The organism is Streptomyces flaveolus (assembly GCF_044765825.1).
Lineage (GTDB): Bacteria > Actinomycetota > Actinomycetes > Streptomycetales > Streptomycetaceae > Streptomyces > Streptomyces flaveolus.
This window is the reverse complement of sequence record NZ_JBIWKU010000018.1, coordinates 1-19,268: the sequence shown is the minus strand read 5'-3', so window position 1 is coordinate 19,268 and position 19,268 is coordinate 1. Positions and strand designations below refer to the sequence as shown.

20 protein-coding genes are annotated in these 19,268 nt (G+C 72.5%); 9 read left to right on the top strand and 11 right to left on the bottom strand.

Going from position 1 to position 19,268, the window contains the following annotated elements:
• Positions 1 to 27 precede the first annotated feature (27 nt).
• A complete protein-coding gene (locus tag ACIRG6_RS35965) occupies positions 28 to 669 on the bottom strand; it encodes a TetR/AcrR family transcriptional regulator (RefSeq protein WP_350723628.1) in 642 nt (213 codons plus the stop codon).
• Positions 670 to 772: 103 nt separating this feature from the next.
• Between ACIRG6_RS35965 and ACIRG6_RS35960 the strand changes: the two genes are divergently transcribed.
• The 3 genes from ACIRG6_RS35960 to ACIRG6_RS35950 all read left to right on the top strand — a co-directional run bounded on the left by ACIRG6_RS35960 (position 773) and on the right by ACIRG6_RS35950 (position 3,006).
• Positions 773 to 1,924 (top strand): acyl-CoA dehydrogenase family protein, encoded by a 1,152-nt coding sequence (locus tag ACIRG6_RS35960; RefSeq protein WP_351140000.1) that lies wholly within the window; start codon positions 773 to 775, stop codon positions 1,922 to 1,924.
• A 60-nt stretch (positions 1,925 to 1,984) separates the two neighbouring features.
• The gene (locus tag ACIRG6_RS35955; RefSeq protein WP_225635763.1) at positions 1,985 to 2,275 is read left to right on the top strand and encodes a YiaA/YiaB family inner membrane protein; all 291 of its coding nucleotides are present in this window, start codon (positions 1,985 to 1,987) and stop codon (positions 2,273 to 2,275) included.
• A gap of 83 nt (positions 2,276 to 2,358) precedes the next feature.
• On the top strand, positions 2,359 to 3,006 hold the full coding sequence (locus ACIRG6_RS35950) for a TetR/AcrR family transcriptional regulator (RefSeq protein WP_318217892.1): 648 nt from the start codon (positions 2,359 to 2,361) through the stop codon (positions 3,004 to 3,006).
• Positions 3,007 to 3,021: 15 nt separating this feature from the next.
• Here ACIRG6_RS35950 and ACIRG6_RS35945 read toward each other — a convergent pair whose 3' ends face one another.
• Positions 3,022 to 3,483 carry a MaoC family dehydratase gene (locus ACIRG6_RS35945; RefSeq protein WP_189230457.1) on the bottom strand — a complete coding sequence of 154 codons (462 nt, stop codon included), beginning with the start codon at positions 3,481 to 3,483 and terminating at the stop codon, positions 3,022 to 3,024.
• A gap of 141 nt (positions 3,484 to 3,624) precedes the next feature.
• Between ACIRG6_RS35945 and soxR the strand changes: the two genes are divergently transcribed.
• A complete protein-coding gene (soxR, locus tag ACIRG6_RS35940) occupies positions 3,625 to 4,143 on the top strand; it encodes a redox-sensitive transcriptional activator SoxR (RefSeq protein ID WP_403326065.1) in 519 nt (172 codons plus the stop codon).
• 349 nt (positions 4,144 to 4,492) lie between these two features.
• On the opposite strand, the gene ACIRG6_RS35935 is transcribed toward soxR, so the two are convergent.
• Entirely contained in the window at positions 4,493 to 5,224 is a 732-nt protein-coding gene (locus ACIRG6_RS35935) for a 3-keto-5-aminohexanoate cleavage protein (RefSeq protein ID WP_365022227.1), read from the bottom strand.
• Positions 5,225 to 5,404: 180 nt separating this feature from the next.
• Complete coding sequence (locus ACIRG6_RS35930; protein ID WP_364819766.1) at positions 5,405 to 6,007, bottom strand: hypothetical protein; 603 nt, start codon at positions 6,005 to 6,007, stop codon at positions 5,405 to 5,407.
• Positions 6,008 to 6,242: 235 nt separating this feature from the next.
• On the opposite strand from ACIRG6_RS35930, the gene ACIRG6_RS35925 reads away from it, so the two are divergent.
• On the top strand, positions 6,243 to 9,050 hold the full coding sequence (locus ACIRG6_RS35925) for a penicillin acylase family protein (RefSeq protein ID WP_403326060.1): 2,808 nt from the start codon (positions 6,243 to 6,245) through the stop codon (positions 9,048 to 9,050).
• 16 nt (positions 9,051 to 9,066) lie between these two features.
• Here ACIRG6_RS35925 and ACIRG6_RS35920 read toward each other — a convergent pair whose 3' ends face one another.
• Positions 9,067 to 10,320, bottom strand: a complete 1,254-nt coding sequence (locus ACIRG6_RS35920) for an exo-beta-N-acetylmuramidase NamZ family protein (RefSeq protein WP_403326057.1) — start codon at positions 10,318 to 10,320, stop codon at positions 9,067 to 9,069.
• Between the two features lie 159 nt (positions 10,321 to 10,479).
• Here ACIRG6_RS35920 and ACIRG6_RS35915 point away from each other — a divergent pair, with 159 nt between their 5' ends.
• From ACIRG6_RS35915 to ACIRG6_RS35905, 3 genes are read left to right on the top strand one after another with little or no spacing between them, the layout of a single operon-like run.
• On the top strand, positions 10,480 to 11,250 hold the full coding sequence (locus tag ACIRG6_RS35915; protein ID WP_350723643.1) for an SDR family oxidoreductase: 771 nt from the start codon (positions 10,480 to 10,482) through the stop codon (positions 11,248 to 11,250).
• A complete protein-coding gene (locus ACIRG6_RS35910) occupies positions 11,247 to 12,917 on the top strand; it encodes a class I adenylate-forming enzyme family protein (protein ID WP_403326054.1) in 1,671 nt (556 codons plus the stop codon). The genes ACIRG6_RS35915 and ACIRG6_RS35910 overlap by 4 nt, the downstream gene beginning before the upstream one ends.
• Before the next feature lie 25 nt (positions 12,918 to 12,942).
• Complete coding sequence (locus tag ACIRG6_RS35905; protein WP_239769856.1) at positions 12,943 to 13,536, top strand: TetR/AcrR family transcriptional regulator; 594 nt, start codon at positions 12,943 to 12,945, stop codon at positions 13,534 to 13,536.
• On the opposite strand, the gene ACIRG6_RS35900 is transcribed toward ACIRG6_RS35905, so the two are convergent.
• The 4 genes from ACIRG6_RS35900 to ACIRG6_RS35885 form a co-directional block, all read right to left on the bottom strand.
• Positions 13,475 to 14,407, bottom strand: a complete 933-nt coding sequence (locus ACIRG6_RS35900) for a LysR family transcriptional regulator (RefSeq protein WP_318217886.1) — start codon at positions 14,405 to 14,407, stop codon at positions 13,475 to 13,477. The two genes, ACIRG6_RS35905 and ACIRG6_RS35900, sit on opposite strands and share 62 nt — an antisense overlap.
• 161 nt (positions 14,408 to 14,568) lie before the next feature.
• Positions 14,569 to 15,783, bottom strand: a complete 1,215-nt coding sequence (locus ACIRG6_RS35895; RefSeq protein ID WP_364676868.1) for an acyl-CoA dehydrogenase family protein — start codon at positions 15,781 to 15,783, stop codon at positions 14,569 to 14,571.
• 6 nt (positions 15,784 to 15,789) lie between these two features.
• A complete protein-coding gene (locus ACIRG6_RS35890; protein ID WP_350723652.1) occupies positions 15,790 to 16,815 on the bottom strand; it encodes a phosphotransferase family protein in 1,026 nt (341 codons plus the stop codon).
• 167 nt (positions 16,816 to 16,982) lie between these two features.
• Positions 16,983 to 17,279: a hypothetical protein gene (locus tag ACIRG6_RS35885; RefSeq protein WP_318217883.1), complete on the bottom strand. Its 297-nt coding sequence runs from the start codon at positions 17,277 to 17,279 to the stop codon at positions 16,983 to 16,985.
• A gap of 73 nt (positions 17,280 to 17,352) precedes the next feature.
• Here ACIRG6_RS35885 and ACIRG6_RS35880 point away from each other — a divergent pair, with 73 nt between their 5' ends.
• Positions 17,353 to 18,330, top strand: coding sequence for an NADP-dependent oxidoreductase (locus ACIRG6_RS35880; RefSeq protein WP_364676866.1), 978 nt, complete (start codon positions 17,353 to 17,355; stop codon positions 18,328 to 18,330).
• Here the strand turns inward: ACIRG6_RS35880 and ACIRG6_RS35875 are convergent.
• Both ACIRG6_RS35875 and ACIRG6_RS35870 read right to left on the bottom strand, forming a co-directional pair.
• Positions 18,327 to 18,662 (bottom strand): DUF202 domain-containing protein, encoded by a 336-nt coding sequence (locus ACIRG6_RS35875; RefSeq protein WP_364676864.1) that lies wholly within the window; start codon positions 18,660 to 18,662, stop codon positions 18,327 to 18,329. The two genes, ACIRG6_RS35880 and ACIRG6_RS35875, sit on opposite strands and share 4 nt — an antisense overlap.
• Positions 18,659 to 19,051 carry a YidH family protein gene (locus ACIRG6_RS35870; protein WP_318217880.1) on the bottom strand — a complete coding sequence of 131 codons (393 nt, stop codon included), beginning with the start codon at positions 19,049 to 19,051 and terminating at the stop codon, positions 18,659 to 18,661. The genes ACIRG6_RS35875 and ACIRG6_RS35870 overlap by 4 nt, the downstream gene beginning before the upstream one ends.
• Positions 19,052 to 19,268: the final 217 nt, after the last annotated feature.

The window sequence follows — 19,268 nt, the reverse complement described above, 5'->3', positions numbered from 1 at the left end:
GACACTTCGGCGCCCGCCGAAGTGTCCTCAGGCCTTCCGCCCCGCCTGCTCGTACTGCTGCGCCAGCCCGTCCAGCAGCGCCGTGAGCCCGGTCTCGAAGGCCCGCTCGTCGATCTTCTCCTGCTGCTCGGCCAGGAGGTGCGCCTTGCCGAGGTGGGGGTAGTCGGCGGGATCGTAGGCGCCGGCGTCGTCCGGGAAACCCCGCGCGAAGGAGCCGAGCGCGGAGCCCATGACGAAGTACCGCATCAGCGCGCCGATGGACGTGGCCTGCGCCGGCGGCCAGCCCGCCGCGACCATCGCGCCGTAGACGGCGTCCGCGAGGTGCAGCGCGGCCGGGCGGCGGCCGGGCCCGTGGGCCAGTACCGGGACGATGTTGGGGTGGTCGCGCAGGGCCGCCCGGTAGGAGACGGCCCAGTCGTGCAGCGCGGTCCGCCAGTCCCGGCCGTCCTCGAACATCGACAGGTCGACCTGCGCGCTGACCGAGTCGGCGACGGCCTCCAGGATCTCGTCCTTGGTGCGGAAGTGGTTGTAGAGCGAGGGCCCGCTCACCCCCAGTTCCGCCGCGAGCCGGCGCGTGGAGACGGCCGCGAGGCCCTCCGCGTCCACCAGCGCGCGGGCCGCCTCGACGATCCGGTCGGTGCTGAGCAGGGGCTTGCGCGGTCGGGCCATGGCGCACATAGTAGGGCTGCGACCTTAAACTAGCAGTGCTAATTTAAATGTCCGGCTTTCAAGGTACGTCTGTCCGGATCCGTCTACTGTGGGGTGACCCGTCATGAACCTGGAGCTCAGCGAGGAGCAGACCGCCGTACGGCAGCTCGCCCGGGACTTCGTGGAGCGCGAGATCGCCCCCCACGTCGTCGCCTGGGACCGCGCCGAGGAGGTGGACCGGTCCATCGTCAAGAAGCTCGGCGAGGTCGGCTTCCTCGGGCTCACCGTCGACGAGGAGTACGGCGGCTCCGGCGGCGACCACCTGGCGTACTGCCTGGTGACGGAGGAGCTGGGGCGCGGCGACAGCTCCGTGCGCGGCATCGTGTCCGTCTCCCTCGGCCTGGTCGCCAAGACCATCGCCGCCTGGGGGGACGAGGAGCAGAAACGCCGCTGGCTGCCGGGGCTGACCTCCGGCGAGTACGTCGGCTGCTTCGGCCTGACCGAGCCCGGCACGGGATCGGACGCCGGGAACCTCTCCACGCGCGCGGTCCGCGACGGCGACGACTACGTCATCAACGGCACCAAGATGTTCATCACCAACGGCACCTGGGCCGACGTCGTCCTGCTCTTCGCCCGCTCCACGGACGCCCCCGGTCACAAGGGCGTCTCCGCCTTCCTGGTGCCCACCGACACCCCCGGCCTGACCCGCCGCACCATCCACGGCAAGCTCGGGCTGCGCGGTCAGGCCACCGCCGAACTGGTCCTGGAGGACGTGCGCGTCCCCGCCTCCGCGATGCTGGCCCCCGAGGGCAAGGGCTTCTCGGTCGCCATGTCGGCCCTCGCCAAGGGGCGGATGTCCGTCGCGGCCGGCTGTGTCGGCATCGCGCAGGCCGCCCTGGACGCGGCCGTGCGGTACGCGGGCGAGCGCGAGCAGTTCGGGAAGACCATCGCCCACCACCAGCTGGTGCAGGAGCTGATCAGCGACATCGCCCTCGACGTGGACGCGGCCCGGCTGCTGACCTGGCGGGTCGCCGACCTGATCGACCGCGGGCAGCCCTTCACCGTCGAGTCCTCCAAGGCCAAGCTGTTCGCCTCGGAGGCCGCCGTCCGCGCCGCCAACAACGCCCTCCAGGTCTTCGGCGGCTACGGCTACATCGACGAGTACCCGGCCGGCAAGCTGCTGCGCGACGCCCGCGTCATGACCCTCTACGAGGGCACCAGCCAGATCCAGAAGCTGGTCATCGGGCGCGCGCTGACGGGCGTCTCGGCCTTCTGAGTAGCCGAACTGAGTACGACGGCGGATGTGGTCCCGGCCACATCCGCCGACGCTTGTTCCATGAGTGACACACCGGTCAAGCAGCAGAGCACCGCCGCCTTCTACGGGCAGGCCGTGGCGTCGTTCGCCGTCGCCATGATCGCCACCGCCATCGGCATCTACCGGCTCCAGGCCGACGCGTGGGTGCGCGCCTTCCTCGCCATCGCCGTCCTGTACCTCGTCACGTCCGCCTTCACCCTGGCCAAGATCATCCGGGACCGGCAGGAGGCCGGGCAGATCGTCAGCAGGGTCGACCAGGCCCGGCTGGAGAAGCTCCTCGCCGAGCACGACCCCTTCGAGAAGCTGGGCTGACCTGCGCGCCGGGGCGCCCCTAAGCGTCCGCTCAGCTTCGGCGGTATGGTGGAGCTCCTGTCACCGAGAGGGGCGAACAAGCGATGAGTACGGCGGCCGAGACGGCGGGCGGCGACACCGAGCCGTGGGACGAGGTCACGCCTGACGCGGCCCGGCGACTGCTGGTCGCCGCGGTGGAGGCCTTCGCCGAGCGCGGGTACCACGCGACCACGACCCGCGACATCGCCGGGCGGGCCGGCATGAGCCCGGCCGCGCTCTACATCCACTACAAGACCAAGGAAGAGCTGCTCCACCGCATCAGCCGGATCGGCCACGACCGGGCGCTCGGCATCCTGCGCACGGCGGCCGAGGGCGAGGGGAGCGCCGCGGAGCGGCTCGCCGACGCGGTGAGTTCCTTCGTGCGCTGGCATGCCGGGCGGCGCACCACCGCGCGCGTGGTGCAGTACGAACTGGACGCGCTCGGGCCGGACGCCCGCGCCGAGATCGTCGCGCTGCGCCGGCAGTGCGACGCCGAGGTGCGCGGCATCATCGAGGAGGGCGTGGCCTCGGGTGACTTCGAGGTGGCGGACGTGCAGGGCACGACGCTCGCTGTGCTCTCCCTCTGCATCGACGTCGCCCGCTGGTTCAACGTGAACGGCCCCCGGACGCCCGACGAGGTCGGCGCGCTCTACGCCGACCTCGTACTGCGGATGGTGCGGGCCAAGGAGCCCGGCGCCGCTCAGGGGCGGTAGCGGCTCAGCGGCAGCTCACAGGTAGTAGCGCGAGACGGACTCGGCGACGCACACCGGCTTGTCGCCGCCCTCGCGCTCCACGGTGAAGGCGACGGCCACCTGGATCCCTCCCTTGACGTCCTCGACGCCGGTGATCGTCGCCGTGGCGCGCAGCCGCGAGCCGACCGGGACGGGGGAGGGGAAACGGACCTTGTTGGTGCCGTAGTTGACGCCCATCTTCACGCCCTCGACCTTGATCAGCTGTGGGCCGAAGAGCGGGAGCAGCGACAGGGTCAGATACCCGTGCGCGATGGTGGTGCCGAACGGGCCCGCGGCGGCCTGCTCCGGGTCCACGTGGATCCACTGGTGGTCGCCGGTCGCCTCCGCGAACAGGTCGATGCGCTTCTGGTCGACCTCCAGCCAGTCGGTGTACCCCAGCTGCTCGCCCACCGCCGCCTTCACGTCGTCGGCGGATGTGAAGATCCTCGGCTCTGCCATGTCCCGGCCTCTCGCGTCAAAGGTTTCGTGGCTCTGCTTGCCCATGCCTGCGGGTCGTTGCTAAGCAACTGCTTAGCATGGTAGTCCGTGAGGCCCATATCAACGGACCCGAGGGCTGAGCGGGTGGGTAGGGTTCGGGGAGTGCCTCAGATTCCCGAGAAGATCCACGAACTCACGGTCGGCCAGCTCGCCGCACGCAGCGGCGCCGCCGTCTCCGCCCTGCACTTCTACGAGTCCAAGGGCCTGATCAGCAGTCGCCGCACCTCGGGCAACCAACGCCGCTTCAGCCGCGACGCGTTGCGCCGGGTCGCCTTCGTGCGGGCCGCCCAGCGCGTCGGCATCCCGCTCGCCACGATCCGCGAGGCGCTGGCCGAGCTGCCGGAGGGACGCACGCCCACCGCGGACGACTGGGCCCGGCTCTCCGCGGCCTGGCGCTCCGAGCTGGACGAGCGGATCAAGCAGTTGAACCGGCTGCGCGACCACCTCACCGACTGCATCGGCTGCGGCTGCCTGTCCCTGGACACCTGCATTCTGTCCAACCCCGACGACGTCTTCGGCGAAAGCCGTACGGGTTCCCGCCTGCTGGTGGAACGGCGGACCGGACCGGCCCGCGCCGGCCGGTCTGCGGCGGCCGCCCAGGACCCGGCCTGCTGCGACTGAACGCCCACCCGGCTGCGGGCAGTCGTGCCTCCCAGTGCCCGAACGCTCTGGGGGCCCCAGGGCGGCAGGGGTGGGCGCAGCGGGACCCCGGCAGCGCAACGCCGGACCACGCGCCCACCCCGCCCCCGCACCGGCGCCGAGCCACGCGCCCACCCCGCCCCCGCACCGTCGCCGGACCACGCGCCCTGCCTCGCCCCGCACCCGCGCCGGGCCGCCCGATCACCTTGCGGCCGGCCGCGGGGCACCCCGGCGCAGCGCTCGCCGACACCCCGGGCAGCTCGTGTATCGGTCCGGCACCAGGCCCCGCACACGCCGAGCTTCGCTCACACGTGCCGTTCGTCTCCGCGGGTCACGCCTCGCGGTGCCGGGCCGCTCGCCACTCGGCCAGTCCCGCCTCGACCAGCTCGGCGTTCGACCGGGCAGGCCGGCCGTCCGGCAGGAACAGGGTGTCCTCCAGGCCGATGCGGGTCGCGAGGCCCAGCCGGCCGGCCAGGCGCAGCACCGGCCAGGCGCCGCCGTCCTCGCCGTGCAGCAGCACCGGGCGGCCGTGCGCCGTGCCCAGGCCGGCCAGCAGGGTCCGCGCGGACGACTCCGCGGTCTCCGCGTCGGTGTCCGTGACCTCCGCCAGTACCCGCAGCACCCTCGGTCCCAGCGGCGAGCGCGCGAACCGTTCCGCGCCGTCCGTGCCGGACCAGACGCCCGCCTCGACACCCACCCCCCGCTCGATCAGCGCGGCGGCGACCGCCTCGGCGCCCGGCTCGTGCCAGTTGACCGAGGCGTGGTCGGGCAGCGCCTCCCAGCTCCGGACCCGCGCGACCCGGTCGGCCGGCCCGGGCTCGGCCCACGCCCCCGTGGTCACCCCGACCGGCACCGGCACCCGCGCCCGTATCGCCTCCAGGGTCACCGCGAGCACCCGTGGCGACAACGTGTCCTGCCCGCACGGGGTCTTGGGATGGACATGGACGTCCGTGGCCCCGGCGGCCACCGCCCCGGCCACGGCGTCCGCCATCGCCTCCGGCGTCAGCGGCACCACCGCGCCGTCGGCGCCTCCGCGGGCCCCGTTCACACACACCTGCACCATTCCCCCATGGTGCAGGGCGCCACCGACAACACCCGTCGGAGGTGCGGCATCCCCGGCGCGCCCCCAGGGCCGTGGCCGTACAGTCCCTCCTGCCCCGTGGGCGGACGGAGGAACTGTGCGGCCACGACCGGGGCCTGTCGTCACCTTCCCGCCCGCACGGCGGCGTCCGGCCCCGGGCCGCTACGCCGACATCAGCAGCCGTTCACGCCGGGCGCCCGTCAGGGCGTCCGGGGTCAGCACCGGCCGCGGCACCAGGATCCCGCAGTCCGTGCAGACCGGTCCCGTCGACGGCTCGTGGTCCAGGTCGTACTTCCAGACCAGCCGGTCCCCGTCGCACACCGGGCACACCTCCCCCGGGTCGCGCTCCAGCGCCGAGATCAGCCGGCGCAACACCTCCGCCAGCGGCCCGTCGGGATGGACCCGGGGGTCGTCGCACCAGGCCACCCCGAAACCGCCCCAGGTCAGCCGGTGCCAATCGTCCACACTGCCCGGCCTGCGCAGGCCGTCGTGCTTCTCCTTCCTGCGCCGCTCGGCGAACTCCACCTCGTAGGCCAGCCACACCGAACGCGCCTCCTCCAGCTCCTCCAGTGCGGCCACGAGCCGCGCCGGGTCGGGGGAGCGGTCCTCGGGGCCGAATCCGGCCCGCGAGCACAGATGGTCCCAGGTCGCCCTGTGCCCGTAAGGGGCGAACCGCTCAAGGCATTTGCGCAGCGAATAGCGCCGTAGCGCCAGGTCGCACCGTGGATCGCGGACCTGTCTCGCCAGACTCCGGAAACCGGCCATCGCCCTGCACCTCCGTCACACCTGCACCTGTACTTCGGTCACTTCGGCGTCGTCGTAGGGAGTCGTCCTCCCGACGTCGCCGAGTAGACGTATCGACACGCGATTCGGCTCCATCCGATTTCCGATGCCTCCCATAAGCCGATCGCACCCGCTTCGAAAACTGACGCATGTTCATCTTCCAACTCGGGGATACCGGCGGTAACGTCCGGGCCCACCCTCGTCGGGAGGAGCTGCCATGCAACGGCGCACCCCACGCAACGCCCTTGACAGACTGAGAACTCCCCGTCGCTTCCACGGGTTCCTGAAGAGCGCATCGGTATGCGCCCTCATTGCCGGTCTTTTGTCACCGCTTTCCCCAGCGATGGCCGCCGGCACGGGCACCACCACCCCCACGACCGCGCAGGCGGCGGCCGACGACCACTGCGGCGGCCGGTGTTCGGACATCCTGCCGCCCGGTCAGAACGGCAACGCCACCCTCGCCCAGATCCTCCTCAACCAGGCCTTCGGCACCCAGCCCGCGCACGCCGAGGACCAGCTCGGCCCCTACGCGAACCTCGCCACCGGCTACTCCGGCCTCACCAACGACAAGATCGACAACTTCTTCGACGACGCCTCCTTCGGCGTCCCCGCCGACCAGGTCGCCTCCACCGTCCGTCCCGCCGGACGCGACGACGTGACCATCGTCCGCGACAAGAAGACCGGTGTGCCGCACATCACCGGCACCACCCGCTACGGCACCGAGTTCGGCGCCGGCTATGCCGCCGCCCAGGACCGGCTGTGGCTGATGGACCTCTTCCGGCACGTCGGCCGCGGCCAGTTGACCCCCTTCGCCGGCGGTGCCCCCGCCAACCAGGGACTGGAGCAGCAGTTCTGGCGCAGCGCCCCGTACACGGAGGCCGACCTGGAGGCGCAGATCCTGAGCGCCGCCGCCAAGGCCGGTGAGCGCGGCGAGCAGGCCCTCGCCGACGTGGACGCCTACGTCGCCGGCGTCAACGCCTACATCGACGCCTCCGACAAGGGCCGCTACTTCCCCGGTGAGTACGTCCTGACCGGCCACAAGGACGCCATCACCAACGCCGGCACCATCGACCACTTCAAGCGCACCGACCTGATAGCCCTGGCCTCCGTCATCGGCTCCCTCTTCGGCGCCGGCGGCGGCGGAGAGGTCGGCAACGCGCTCTCCCTCCTCGCCGCCCAGGAGAAGTACGGCGTCGCCGAGGGCACCAGGGTCTGGGAGTCCTTCCGCCAGCGCAACGACCCCGAGGCGGTCCTCACCCAGCGCAGCGGCAGCTTCCCGTACCTGCCGCGCCCCGACGCCCCGCAGGGCCGCGCCCTGCCCGACGCCGGCTCGGTCGAGGCGGAGCCCCTGGTGTACGACCGCACCGGCAGCGCGGCCACGGCGGGCGCGACCGGCGCCTCCGCCACGGCGGCGGACACCGCCGTCACCTCGGCCCGGCGCGGCATGTCCAACGCCCTCGTGGTCAGCGGCAAGCACACCGCGAGCGGCAACCCGGTCGCCGTGTTCGGCCCGCAGACCGGCTACTTCGCGCCCCAGCTGCTCATGCTCCAGGAACTCCAGGGGCCGGGCCTGAGCGCCCGCGGCGCCTCCTTCGCGGGGCTGAGCATGTACGTCGAGCTCGGCCGCGGCCAGGACTACGCCTGGAGCGCGACCACCTCCGGCCAGGACATCATCGACACCTACGCCGTCGAGCTGTGCCAGGACGACTACCACTACCTGTACCGCGGCACCTGCACGCCCATGGAGAAGGTCGAGCGCAAGAACGCCTGGAAGCCCACCGTCGCCGACTCCACGGCGGCCGGCTCCTACACGATGCGGGTCTGGCGCACGAAGTACGGCCCGGTCGAGTCCCGCGCCACGGTCGGCGGCAAGAAGGTCGCCTACACCACGCTGCGCTCGTCCTTCCTGCACGAGGCGGACTCGATCATCGGCTTCCAGATGCTCAACGACCCGGACCACCTGAACAGCCCGGAGCGCTTCCAGGAGGCCGTCCAGCACATCAACTACACCTTCAACTGGTTCTACGCCGACTCCGAGCACACCGCGTACTACAACAGCGGCGACAACCCGGTACGGGCGGACGGCGTCGACGCCGAGTTCCCGGTGTGGGCGCGTGAGGCGTACGAGTGGCAGGGCTGGGACCCGGCCGCCAACACGGCCCGGTACACGCCCGCGTCGGCCCACCCCCGGTCCGTCGACCAGGACTACTACATCTCCTGGAACAACAAGCAGGCCAAGGACTACCCGGCCGCCTCCTGGGGCAACGGCTCCGTCCACCGCGGCAACCTCCTCGACGACCGCGTCAGGAAACTGGTCGCACAGGGAGGCGTCACCCGGGCCGCGCTGGTGAAGGCCATGGCCGAGGCGGGCCTCGCCGACCTGCGGGCCGAGGACGTGCTGCCCGACCTGCTGAAGGTCGTCGGGTCCGCGCCGGTGACCGACCCCGCGGTCCAGACGGCCGTGGACCGGCTCACCGCATGGCTCGCCGCGGGCGCCCTGCGCACGGAGACCTCGGCCGGCTCGAAGAAGTACGCCCACGCCGACGCGATCCGCACCCTGGACGCCTGGTGGCCGCTGCTGGTGAAGGCCGAGTTCGAACCCGGCCTCGGCAGCGACCTGTACACCGCCTTCACCCGCAACCTGCCCGTCGACGAGTCACCGTCCGCCGCCCACGGCCCGACCGGCGCCCACGCCGGCAGCGCCTTCCAGTACGGCTGGTGGAGCTTTGTCGACAAGGACGTCCGGTCGGTGCTCGGCGAGTCCGTCAAGGGCCCGCTCGCGCGGGAGTACTGCGGCGGAGGCGACCTCGCCGCCTGCCGGGACACCCTGGTCTCCACCCTGAAGGAGGCCGCGGGCCGCACCCCCGCCCAGGTCTACCCGGGCGACGACAGCTGCTCCGCGGGCGACCAGTGGTGCGCCGACTCGGTGATCCACCGCACCCTCGGCGGCATCAAGCACGGCGGCATCAGCTGGCAGAACCGGCCGACCTACCAGCAGGTCGTGGAGTTCGCGACCCACCGGTGACCGGCCGGCACCGCGCTCAGCGGTAGAGGAGGTACTGGCGGCGCGTCCTGCGGAACGCCGCCAGTTCGCTCTCCCAGCCGTCCACCACCTCGTCGGTGTCCGCGCCCGCGTCGATCATCGTGCGCACCTGCGTGGAGCCGGTGAGCTTGTCGATCCAGTTGTCCGGCCGCCAGGCGAAGCCGTCCCAGCTCCGCCTGGCGGTCACCAGCAGCGCGATCCCGGTGCGCACCGGGTCGAAGGCGGTTCGGTCGTGCACGTGGAGCTGCACGCCGCCGACCGTCTTCCCCTGGAACTTGGAGAAGGTGGGCGCGAAGTACGCCTCCCGGAACCGCACGCCGGGCAGGCCGAGTTCGTTCGCTGCGGCGGCCCAGCGCCCGTCGACGCCCTCGGCGCCCAGCAGTTCGAAGGGGCGGGTGGTGCCGCGCCCCTCCGACAGGTTCGTGCCCTCGAACAGGCACGTGCCCGAGTACACCAGCGCGCACTCCGGCGTCGGCATGTTCGGGCTCGGCGGCACCCAGGGCAGCCCGGCGGCGTCGTAGAACTCCGACCGCTTCCAGCCCGTCATCGTGACGGTCTCCAGCGGCACGGGCGACGGCAGGAACTCGCCGTTGAAGAGCAGCGCCAGCTCGGCGACCGTCATGCCGTGCGCCTGGGCGATCGGCTGCCGCCCGACGAAGGTGGCGAACTCCTTGTGCAGGACGGGCCCCAGCGCCGCCCGCCCGGTCACCGGGTTCGGCCGGTCCAGGACCACGAACCGCTTGCCCGCGAGCCGGGCCGCCTCCATGCAGTCGAACAGCGTCCAGATGTACGTGTAGAAGCGCGCGCCGACGTCCTGGATGTCGAAGACGACGGTGTCCACGCCGGACGCCGTGAAGATGTCAGCGAGCGGCTGTCCGCTCTTCAGGTACGTGTCGTAGACGGGAAGCCCGGTCGCCGGATCGTCGTAGCGGCCCTCGGAGCCGCCGGCCTGCGCCGTGCCGCGGAAACCGTGCTCGGGACCGAAGACGGCCGTCAGGTTCACCCGGCCGTCGGCGTGCATCACGTCCACGATGTGGCGCACGTCCCGGGTGATGCCGGTGGGGTTGGTGACGATGCCGACCCGCTCGCCCTCGAGCAGGGCGTAGCCGTCGTCGGCCAGCCGTTCGAACCCGGTGCGCAGCCGGCGGCCGCCGCCCGAGGGGGCCGCCTGGGCCGGACCGGCGGCCGCGGCCGAGGCGGTGGCCGCCACGGCGGCCGTGGTGGCGAGCAGGTTCCGTCTGGACAGCGTCATGCGGTGACCTCCGTGATCGCGGCGGGTGTCATGCGCACGCACGCTAACCCGCGCCCCGGGTCCCACGGAACGACTCGACCGCGGTTCACCTCTTCCGCCGTGCATACCGACTGGTTAGTCTGGCGTCCACCAGCGCCCGAGCCGCGTCGAAGGAGACCGATGGTGGAAGCCGTGCAGGATGCCGGAGTCGTCGTCACCGGGGCAGGAGGCGGCATCGGCGCCGCGCTGGCCCGCCGCTTCGCGGCCGAGGGCGCCCGGGTGGTCGTCAACGACCTGGACGCCGGACGGGCGAAGGCCGTCGCCGACGAGATCGGCGGCATCGCGGTCCCCGGGGACGCCTCCGCGGTCATCACCGAGGCCCGCGACGCGCTGGGCGGCACGGTGGACGTCTACTGCGCCAACGCCGGCGTCGCCTCCGGCGGATCCGAGGCGGCCGACGAGGCCGTCTGGGCGCTCGCCTGGGACGTCAACGTCATGGCCCACGTCCGCGCGGCCCACGAGCTGATCCCCGACTGGCTGGAGCGCGGCCACGGCCGTTTCGTCTCCACCGTCTCGGCGGCCGGACTGCTCACCATGATCGGCGCCGCTCCCTACAGCGTCACCAAGCACGGCGCCTACGCCTTCGCCGAGTGGCTGTCCCTCACCTACCGCCACCGCGGCGTCAAGGTGCACGCCATCTGCCCGCAGGGGGTGCGCACCGACATGCTGACCGCCAGCGGCAGCGCGGGCGAGCTGGTGCTCGCGCCGACCGCGATCGCACCCGAGGACGTGGCCGACGCCCTCTTCGAGGGCATCGAGAAGGACCGCTTCCTGATCCTCCCGCACCCCGAGGTCGCCGGGTACTACCAGGCCCGGGCCGCCGAACCCGACCGCTGGCTGCGCGGGATGAACCGCCTCCAGCGGCAGTGGGAGGAGGGGACGGCGCGATGACCGGCTCCCGTTACGCGGCCAAGCCCTGGCTGGACCTCCTCACCGACGTCCAGAAGGCCCCGCTCGACCCGGACGCCTCCCTGGTGCACGCCCTGCGCCGGGCCGCCGCCGAGGCACCCGACCGCGATTTCCTCGCCTACTTCGACGGCCGCCTCACCTACCGCGAGGCCGACGAACTGAGCGACTCCGTCGCCGGGCACCTCGCCGCCCGCGGCCTGGAGCACGGTGACCGGGTCGCCGTCCTGCTGCAGAACTCCCCGCACTTCGTGCTCGCCGTCCTCGGCGCGTGGAAGGCGGGCGCGGTCGTCGTGCCGGTCAACCCCATGTACAAGTCGGGGGAGGTCGGCCACGTCCTGCGCGACGGCGAGGTGGCCGCCCTGATCTGCTCCGACCGGGCCTGGGACGGGTACCTGCGCGAGACGGCCGCCGACTCGCCGGTGCGGATCGTGCTCACGGCCTGCGAGCTGGACTTCCAGACCCGGGGCGACGCCCGCGTCCTGACCTTCGAGCGGCTGCCGCGGTCGGCAGACGCCGACGACCTCACCGAGGTGGCCCGCGCCGGCCACAAGACACCCGAGGGCCGCGACCCCGAGCCCGCCGGCACCGCGCTCATCAGCTACACCTCGGGCACCAGCGGCACACCCAAGGGCGCCACCAACACGCACCGCAACATCATGTACAACGCCGAGCGGCAGCGCACCGGCCTCGGTCTGCCCGAGGCGCCCGTCTACTTCGCGCTGGCGCCGCTGTTCCACATCACCGGCATGGTCTGCCAGCTCGGCGCCTGCCTGAACAGCGTGGGCACGCTCGTCCTGGCGTACCGCTTCGAGGCGGGCGTCGTCCTGGACGCGTTCGCCGAGCACCGGCCGCACTACACGGTCGGCCCGTCCACCGCCTTCATGGCGCTGGCCGCCCACCCGTCCGTCACCCGCGAGCACTTCGCGTCCTTCGCCAACATCTCCTCCGGCGGCGCCCCGCTGCCGCCCGCCCTGGTGGAGAAGTTCCGCGCGGGCTTCGGCCCGTACATCCGCAACGGCTACGGCCTCACCGAGTGCACCGCGCCCTGCGCCTCCGTACCGCCCCACCTGGAGGCGCCCGTCGACCCGGTCTCCGGGACCCTCGCCGTGGGCGTGCCCGGCCCCGAGACGGTCGTGCGGATCGTGGACGACCAGGGCGAGGAGGTGCCCTTCGGCGAGCAGGGCGAGATCGTCGTCAGCGGCCCGCAGGTCGTCCCCGGCTACTGGCGCCGCCCCGACGCCACCGCGGAGACCTTCCCCGGCGGCGAGCTGCGCACCGGCGACATCGGCTTCATGGACGAACGGGGCTGGCTCTACGTCGTCGACCGCAAGAAGGACATGATCAACGCCTCCGGCTTCAAGGTCTGGCCCCGCGAGGTCGAGGACGTCCTCTACACGCACCCGGCGGTGCGCGAGGCCGCCGTCGTCGGTGTCCCCGACGGATACCGCGGGGAGACCGTCAAGGCCTACATCAGCCTCCGCCCGGGCGCCGACACCGCCCCGGATGCGCTGGCCGCGTACTGCAAGGAGAGACTGGCCGCCTACAAATACCCGCGTCAGGTGGAGATCCTGACCGACTTGCCGAAGACGGCGAGTGGGAAGATCCTCCGTCGGGAACTGCGTTCCCGTACCCACGACGACGGACAGTGAGACAACGGAAAGGCAGGTGACGGCAGTGCCCAGGACCACGGACGGGGACGGCACTCCGGTGCCGCAGCGGCTCCTGGCCGCCGCCACCCGGCTCTTCGCGGAGCAGGGCTACGACCGCACCTCGGTGCAGGAGATCGTGGAAGCGGCCGGCGTCACCAAGGGCGCGCTGTACCACTACTTCGGCTCCAAGGACGACCTCCTGCACGAGGTGTACGCGCGCGTCCTGCGCCTCCAGCAGGAACGTCTGGACGCCTACGCGGACTCCGACGGGCCGGTCGAGGAGCGGGTGCGCGAGGCGGCGGCCGACGTGGTCGTCACCACCATCGACAACCTCGACGACGCGTCGATCTTCTTCCGTTCGATGCACCAGCTGAGCCCGGAGAAGAACAAGCAGGTGCGCGCCGAGCGCCGGCGCTACCACGAGCGTTTCCGGGCGCTCATCGAGGAGGGCCAGCGGGCCGGCGTCTTCACCAAGGAGGTCCCGGCCGACCTCGTCGTGGACTACCACTTCGGCTCCGTGCACCACCTGTCGACCTGGTACCGCCCCGACGGCCCGCTCAGCCCGCAGGAAGTGGCCGACCATCTGGCCGACCTGCTGCTGCGCGCGCTGCGCCCGTGAGGCGACCCGTGAGGTGATCTGCCAGGGCCGCCGCCGCGGGGTTGCGCGGCAGCGGCCCGCGGCCGGCCAGCACGACCGTGCGGCCCGGCTCCGGCTGCCGGACCGCCACGCACGGCAGCCCGGCCCGCTCGCCGATCCGGCGCGGCACGAACGCCACCCCGATCCCGGCCCGCACCAGGTCGACCAGCAGCCCGATCTGAGTCACGTCACAGGTGATACGGCGCTCCAGACCGCAGTGCGCCGCCAGACGCCGTACCGCCGTCTCCAGCCCGGTCCCCGCGCGGAAGTCGACGAACGGCTCCTCGGCGAGATCCTTGATCAGTGTCCGGCCGGCCTCGGCGAGGGGGTGGCCCGGAGCGGTGATCAGCACCAGCTCCTCCTGCCAGGACGCGTACGGCGTGAGCCCCTCGGGCAGCGTCCCCGTGTCCGGCACGAGGTAGGCGAGGTCCAGCTCGCCCGCGCGCAGCGCCTCGGCCAGCTCACCGACCGGCGCGTCCCGCACCGACACCTGGACCCCGGGGAACCGGCGGTGGAACGTGGCCAGTTCGGCGGGCAGGTCCACGCAGGTCAGCGTCTGGATCGTGCCGATGGCCACCCGGCCGGTGGCCAGCCCCGTCACCGCCGCGACCGCCTGCCGGGCCTCCTCGGCGCCGGCCAGCAGCGCGCGGGCCTGCGGCAGCAGGGCGCGGCCCGCCTCCGTCAGCACGACCCGGCGGCCGGTGCGGTCGAACAGGTCGGCGCCCAGCTCCCGTTCGAGGTTGCGGACCGAGGTACTGAGCGCCGACTGCACGATCAGCTCGCGGCGCGCGGCGGCGGTGAAGCTGCCCTCGGTGACGACCGCCATGAAGTGGCGGAGCTGGCGGATCTCCATCCATCTATTCTAGAGATGGGCCGTAGCGAAACGATCTGTTGGACCGGCGGCCGGTCCGCGAGCCAGCCTGAGGGCATGACTCGCAGACCTTCACCGTGGTCCCGTTTCGTCTCCTTCGTCCGTGCTCTCGTGCACACGGACCATCACTGCTCCGGCGGCTACTAGAGGTACTTCTTGATCTCCCGGCGTGCCAGCGAGCGCTGGTGCACCTCGTCCGGGCCGTCGGCGAGCATCAGCGTGCGGGCCCCCGCGTACAGCTCGGCCAGCGGGAAGTCCTGGCTCACACCGCCCGCGCCGTGCAGCTGGATCGCCCGGTCGAGGATGCCGACCACCGCGCGCGGGGTGGCGATCTTGATGGCCTGGATCTCGGTGTGGGCGCCCCGGTTGCCGACGGTGTCCATCAGCCAGGCGGTCTTCAGCACCAGCAGCCGCAGCTGCTCGACGGTGACCCGCGCGTCCGCGATCCAGTTCTGCACGACACCCTGCTGGGCCAGCGCCTTGCCGAAGGCCGTGCGGGAGGTCGCCCGCCGGCACATCAGCTCGATCGCCCGCTCGGCCATGCCGATCAGCCGCATGCAGTGGTGGATCCGGCCGGGACCGAGCCGGGCCTGGGCGATGGCGAAGCCGCCGCCCTCCTCGCCGATCAGGTTCGCCACCGGCACGCGCGCGTGGTCGAAGGTCACCTCGGCGTGGCCGCCGTGGTAGTGGTCCTCGTAGCCGAAGACCTGCATCGCCCGGTTCACGGTCACGCCTGGCGTGTCCCGGGGGACCAGCACCATGGACTGCTGACGGCGGATGTCCTCGCCGCCCGGGTCCGTCTTGCCCATCACGATGAAGATCTGGCAGTCCGGGTTCATCGCCCCGGAGATGTACCACTTGCGGCCCGTGATGACGTACTCGTCGCCGTCGCGCTCGATGTGCGTGGTGATGTTCGTGGCGTCCGAGGAGGCCACGTCCGGCTCGGTCATCGCGAACGCCGAGCGGATCTCACCGGCGAGCAGCGGCTGCAGCCACTGCTTCTTCTGCGCCTCGTCCGCGAACTGGGCGAGCACCTCCATGTTCCCGGTGTCGGGCGCCGCGCAGTTCGTCGCCGTCGGCGCCAGCTGCGGGCTGCGGCCGGTGATCTCGGCGAGCGGTGCGTACTGGAGGTTGGTGAGGCCGGCCCCGTGCTCGGCGTCGGGCAGGAAGAGGTTCCACAGGCCCTGGCGGCGGGCCTCGGCCTTGAGGTCCTCGACGACCTGCGGGGTGTCCCAGGGGGAGGCGAGGAGGGCGCGCTGCTCGTGGGCGACCTGCTCGGCCGGGTAGACGTACTCGTCCATGAAGGCGAGCAGCTTGGCGCGGAGTTCCTCGGTGCGTGCGTCGAACGCGAAGTCCATGACGGTTCAGCCTTCCTGAAGGGTGGTCAGGCCGTGCTCGATGAAGACGGGGACGAGTTCGCCGATGCGGTCGAAGCCGCGGCCGACCGTCTGGCCCAGCGTGTAGCGGTAGTGGATGCCCTCCAGGATCACGGCGAGCTTGAACCAGGCGAAGGCCGTGTACCAGGCGACCGAGGACACGTCGCGCCCCGAGCGCGCGGCGTACCGCTCGATCAGCTCGGCGGGGGCGGGGTGGCCGGGCGCCTGGGCCGTGGTGGAGACGGGGGAGTCGGGCATGCCGAGCGGCTGGCTGTACATGACGAGGAGGCCGAGGTCGGTGAGGGGGTCGCCGAGGGTGGACATCTCCCAGTCGAGGATCGCCCTGATCTCGTCGTTCTCGCCGCCGATCAGGACGTTGTCGAGCCGGTAGTCGCCGTGCACGACGGTCGGCGCGGGGGAGCGGGGCAGCTCCCGGCCGAGCGTGGCGTGCAGCTCGTCGATGCCGGCCAGGTCGCGGTTGCGGGAGGCGTCCAGCTGCTTGGCCCAGCGCCGCAGCTGCCGGTCCAGGAAGCCCTCGGGCCGGCCGAAGTCACCGAGGCCCACCTCGGCGGGGTCCACCGCGTGCAGTCCGACGAGCGTGTCGACCAGGTTCAGCACGGCGGCCCGGGTGCGCTCGGGGCCGAGCGGGGCGAGCTGGCCGGCCGTGCGGTACGGGGTGCCCTCGACGAACTCCATGACGTAGAAGGGCGCGCCGAGGACCTCCTCGTCCTCACAGAGCAGCACGGGGCGCGGCACCGGCACGTCCGTCGGGTGCAGGGCGCTGATCACCCGGTGCTCGCGCTTCATGTCGTGCGCGGTGGCCAGGACGTGGCCGAGCGGGGGGCGCCGCACGACCCACTTCGAGGTGCCGTCCGAGACCCCGTAGGTGAGGTTCGACCGTCCGCCCTCGATCAGCCGGCCGGACAGCGGGCCGGTCACCAGGCCGGGCCGCTCGCGGTCGAGCAGGGCGCGCAACCGGTCGAGATCGAGTCCGGGCGGGTGGTCGGGGCTCATCGTCGCTCCTCGGGCAGGTGAACAATACCCGACTCATGATGCCGACCGGTCGGTATGGCGTCCAGTGGGCCAGCGGAACGTGATCGGGGCCACGATAGGCCGACAGCTCCCGGCGCGGGAGCGCGGGGAGCTGTCGAAGGAGCGTGCGGGAGGGCGCGGCCCGTCGGTCAGTGGTCGTCCCAGTGGTCGTCGTGGGCGGCGTGACGGTGGCCGTCGTGGAGGTAGTCCACGTGGTCGCCGTGCCGCACGCGCGCGTGCCCGCAGTCCTCGCCGTGCCGGTGGTCGTGGCTCTCGTGGGCCGTGTGTCCCGAGGTCTCGCACTCGTCCCAGTGGCCGCCGTGCTCCCGGTGCAGATGCCCGTCGTGCGCGTAGTCGACGTGGTCGCCGTGCGGGACCTCGGTGTGGCCGCAGTCCGGGCCGTGGGTGTGGTCGTGCGCGGTGTGTTCCTGGTGGAGGGTGGTCATGGGGCTCACCATAACGGTGCATATCAGCACATTCGGCTTGCGTCACGTCCGACTACCCCGGAGGGTCGAAGCCATGAAGGCGATCAGCTACGCGCGGTACGGCGGCCCCGAGGTGCTGGAGTACGGCGACGTCCGCGATCCGCGGGTGGGCCCCGACTCGGTGCTGGTGAAGGTGCGGGCCGCCGCCGTGAACCCCGTGGACTGGAAGTGCCGCGAGGGACATCTCGACGCGAGCCTCCAGCCGGTGTTCCCGGTGGTCACGGGATGGGACGTGTCGGGGGTCGTCGTCCAGCCCGGAGCGTCCGTCACGGAGTTCACCGTCGGGGACGAGGTGATCGGCTACGTCCGCGAGGACTTCCTCTCCCGGGGGACCTTCGCCGAGTACGTGGCGGCACCCGTGCGCACCCTCGCGCGCAAGCCGCGCAACCTCACCTACGAGGAGGCGGCCGGGCTGCCGCTGACCGGGCTGACCGCGTACCAGGTGCTGGTGAAGGCCCTGCGGGTCAAGCGGGGCGAGACCGTTCTCGTGCACGCCGCCGCGGGCGGGGTCGGCTCGATCGCCGTCCAGCTGGGCCGGCACCTGGGCGCGCGGGTCATCGGTACGGCCAGTGAGCGCAACCACGACTACGTGCAGGGGCTCGGCGGGGAGCCGGTGTCGTACGGGGAGGGTCTGGCCGAACGGGTGCGGGGGCTGGCGCCCGAGGGGGTGGACGCGGTGTTCGACACGGTCGGCGGGGAGACGCTGACGATCTCGGCGAACCTGCTGGCCACCGAGGGCCGGCTGGTGTCGATCGCCGACCCGGACGCCGTCGACTACGGCGGACGGTACTTCTTCGTACGCCCCGACGCGGAGGACCTGCTGCGGCTGACCGAGCTGGCGGAGCAGGGGGTGGTCGCCGTGCACGTGTCGGAGACGTTCCCGCTGGAGCGGGCGGCGGACGCGTACCGGCGGAACGAGGAGGGGCGGACGCGGGGGAAGATCGTGGTGACGGTGGACTGGGAGGCGGGCGGGTTCTCCGGACGCGCCTTGGAGGACCTGGGGGATGCCTAGAGCACGAGGATCGCGCCGCACACCGCCAGCCCCACCGTGCACAGCGCGGCCGCCGTGGCGTTGCCGGGGGCGATGACCGGGGGACGGCTCGTGGAGGCGAGGGTGCGGATGCGGCGGTGGGCGATGTACAGGAAGCCCAGCCAGAGCGCGCAGCACAGCGCCGCGGCGAGGACCGCGGAGGGCGTCGGGCCGGCGTGCAGCGCGGCCTTCGCGGCGAGGACGGCGGCGACGGTGCCGGACAGGGTCGTGCGGCGCCAGGCGAGCCGGGTGCGCTCGGGCTGGAGCCCGGGGTCCCGGTCCGGGGCGGTGCCGGGTCCGGGGGCCGTGCTCATCCCTCCCACCCGACGAGGACCACGACGACCATGACGACGGCGACCACCGCGACCACGAGGCTGAGCAGCGCCGGGAAGCGGGAGACGGGGAGGTCCTCGCCGCGGCGCATCGCCCGCTCGCAGCGCACCCAGTGGTTGACGGCGCGCAGGGAGCACAGCACGCCGGCCGCGAGGAGCGCGAGCGCGAGTCCGACCCGCCAGCCCCAGCGCAGGTCGGGCAGGAACTGGTCCACCGCGAATCCGCCGCCGATCAGGGCGAGGGCGGTGCGCAGCCAGGCCAGGAAGGTGCGCTCGTTGGCCAGCGAGAACCGGTAGTCGGGCGTCCCGCCTTCCTCCCGCACCTCCTCGGGCACGAACCAGAGCCGGAGGTTCCGCACGAATTCGATCACGCGGGGACCTTATCGGGCGGGGGGCCTGCGGGTGCCTCCGGCGGTGGTGCGGGTGCCTCCGGCGGTGGGGGGTGGGGGGTCGTGCCTGCGGCGGCCTGTGCGGGTGCCTGCGGTGGTGGCGCGGGGTGCCTGCGGCGGCCTGTGGGGGTTCGGTGGGGGTGCGCGTAGCGCCTTCGGTGGTGGGTGGGTCGGGGCCGCGCCGGGGGGTGTCCGTCCT

What these genes read in the sequence shown, in the direction of transcription:
- ACIRG6_RS35965 (WP_350723628.1), bottom strand. Translation starts at nt 669, where the DNA reads ATGGCCCGACCGCGCAAGCCCCTGCTCAGCACCGACCGGATCGTCGAG.
- ACIRG6_RS35960 (WP_351140000.1), top strand. Translation starts at nt 773, where the DNA reads ATGAACCTGGAGCTCAGCGAGGAGCAGACCGCCGTACGGCAGCTCGCC.
- ACIRG6_RS35955 (WP_225635763.1), top strand. Translation starts at nt 1,985, where the DNA reads ATGAGTGACACACCGGTCAAGCAGCAGAGCACCGCCGCCTTCTACGGG.
- ACIRG6_RS35950 (WP_318217892.1), top strand. Translation starts at nt 2,359, where the DNA reads ATGAGTACGGCGGCCGAGACGGCGGGCGGCGACACCGAGCCGTGGGAC.
- ACIRG6_RS35945 (WP_189230457.1), bottom strand. Translation starts at nt 3,483, where the DNA reads ATGGCAGAGCCGAGGATCTTCACATCCGCCGACGACGTGAAGGCGGCG.
- ACIRG6_RS35935 (WP_365022227.1), bottom strand. Translation starts at nt 5,224, where the DNA reads ATGGTGCAGGTGTGTGTGAACGGGGCCCGCGGAGGCGCCGACGGCGCG.
- ACIRG6_RS35930 (WP_364819766.1), bottom strand. Translation starts at nt 6,007, where the DNA reads ATGGCCGGTTTCCGGAGTCTGGCGAGACAGGTCCGCGATCCACGGTGC.
- ACIRG6_RS35925 (WP_403326060.1), top strand. Translation starts at nt 6,243, where the DNA reads ATGCAACGGCGCACCCCACGCAACGCCCTTGACAGACTGAGAACTCCC.
- ACIRG6_RS35920 (WP_403326057.1), bottom strand. Translation starts at nt 10,320, where the DNA reads ATGACGCTGTCCAGACGGAACCTGCTCGCCACCACGGCCGCCGTGGCG.
- ACIRG6_RS35915 (WP_350723643.1), top strand. Translation starts at nt 10,480, where the DNA reads ATGGTGGAAGCCGTGCAGGATGCCGGAGTCGTCGTCACCGGGGCAGGA.
- ACIRG6_RS35910 (WP_403326054.1), top strand. Translation starts at nt 11,247, where the DNA reads ATGACCGGCTCCCGTTACGCGGCCAAGCCCTGGCTGGACCTCCTCACC.
- ACIRG6_RS35900 (WP_318217886.1), bottom strand. Translation starts at nt 14,407, where the DNA reads ATGGAGATCCGCCAGCTCCGCCACTTCATGGCGGTCGTCACCGAGGGC.
- ACIRG6_RS35895 (WP_364676868.1), bottom strand. Translation starts at nt 15,783, where the DNA reads ATGGACTTCGCGTTCGACGCACGCACCGAGGAACTCCGCGCCAAGCTG.
- ACIRG6_RS35890 (WP_350723652.1), bottom strand. Translation starts at nt 16,815, where the DNA reads ATGAGCCCCGACCACCCGCCCGGACTCGATCTCGACCGGTTGCGCGCC.
- ACIRG6_RS35885 (WP_318217883.1), bottom strand. Translation starts at nt 17,279, where the DNA reads ATGACCACCCTCCACCAGGAACACACCGCGCACGACCACACCCACGGC.
- ACIRG6_RS35880 (WP_364676866.1), top strand. Translation starts at nt 17,353, where the DNA reads ATGAAGGCGATCAGCTACGCGCGGTACGGCGGCCCCGAGGTGCTGGAG.
- ACIRG6_RS35875 (WP_364676864.1), bottom strand. Translation starts at nt 18,662, where the DNA reads ATGAGCACGGCCCCCGGACCCGGCACCGCCCCGGACCGGGACCCCGGG.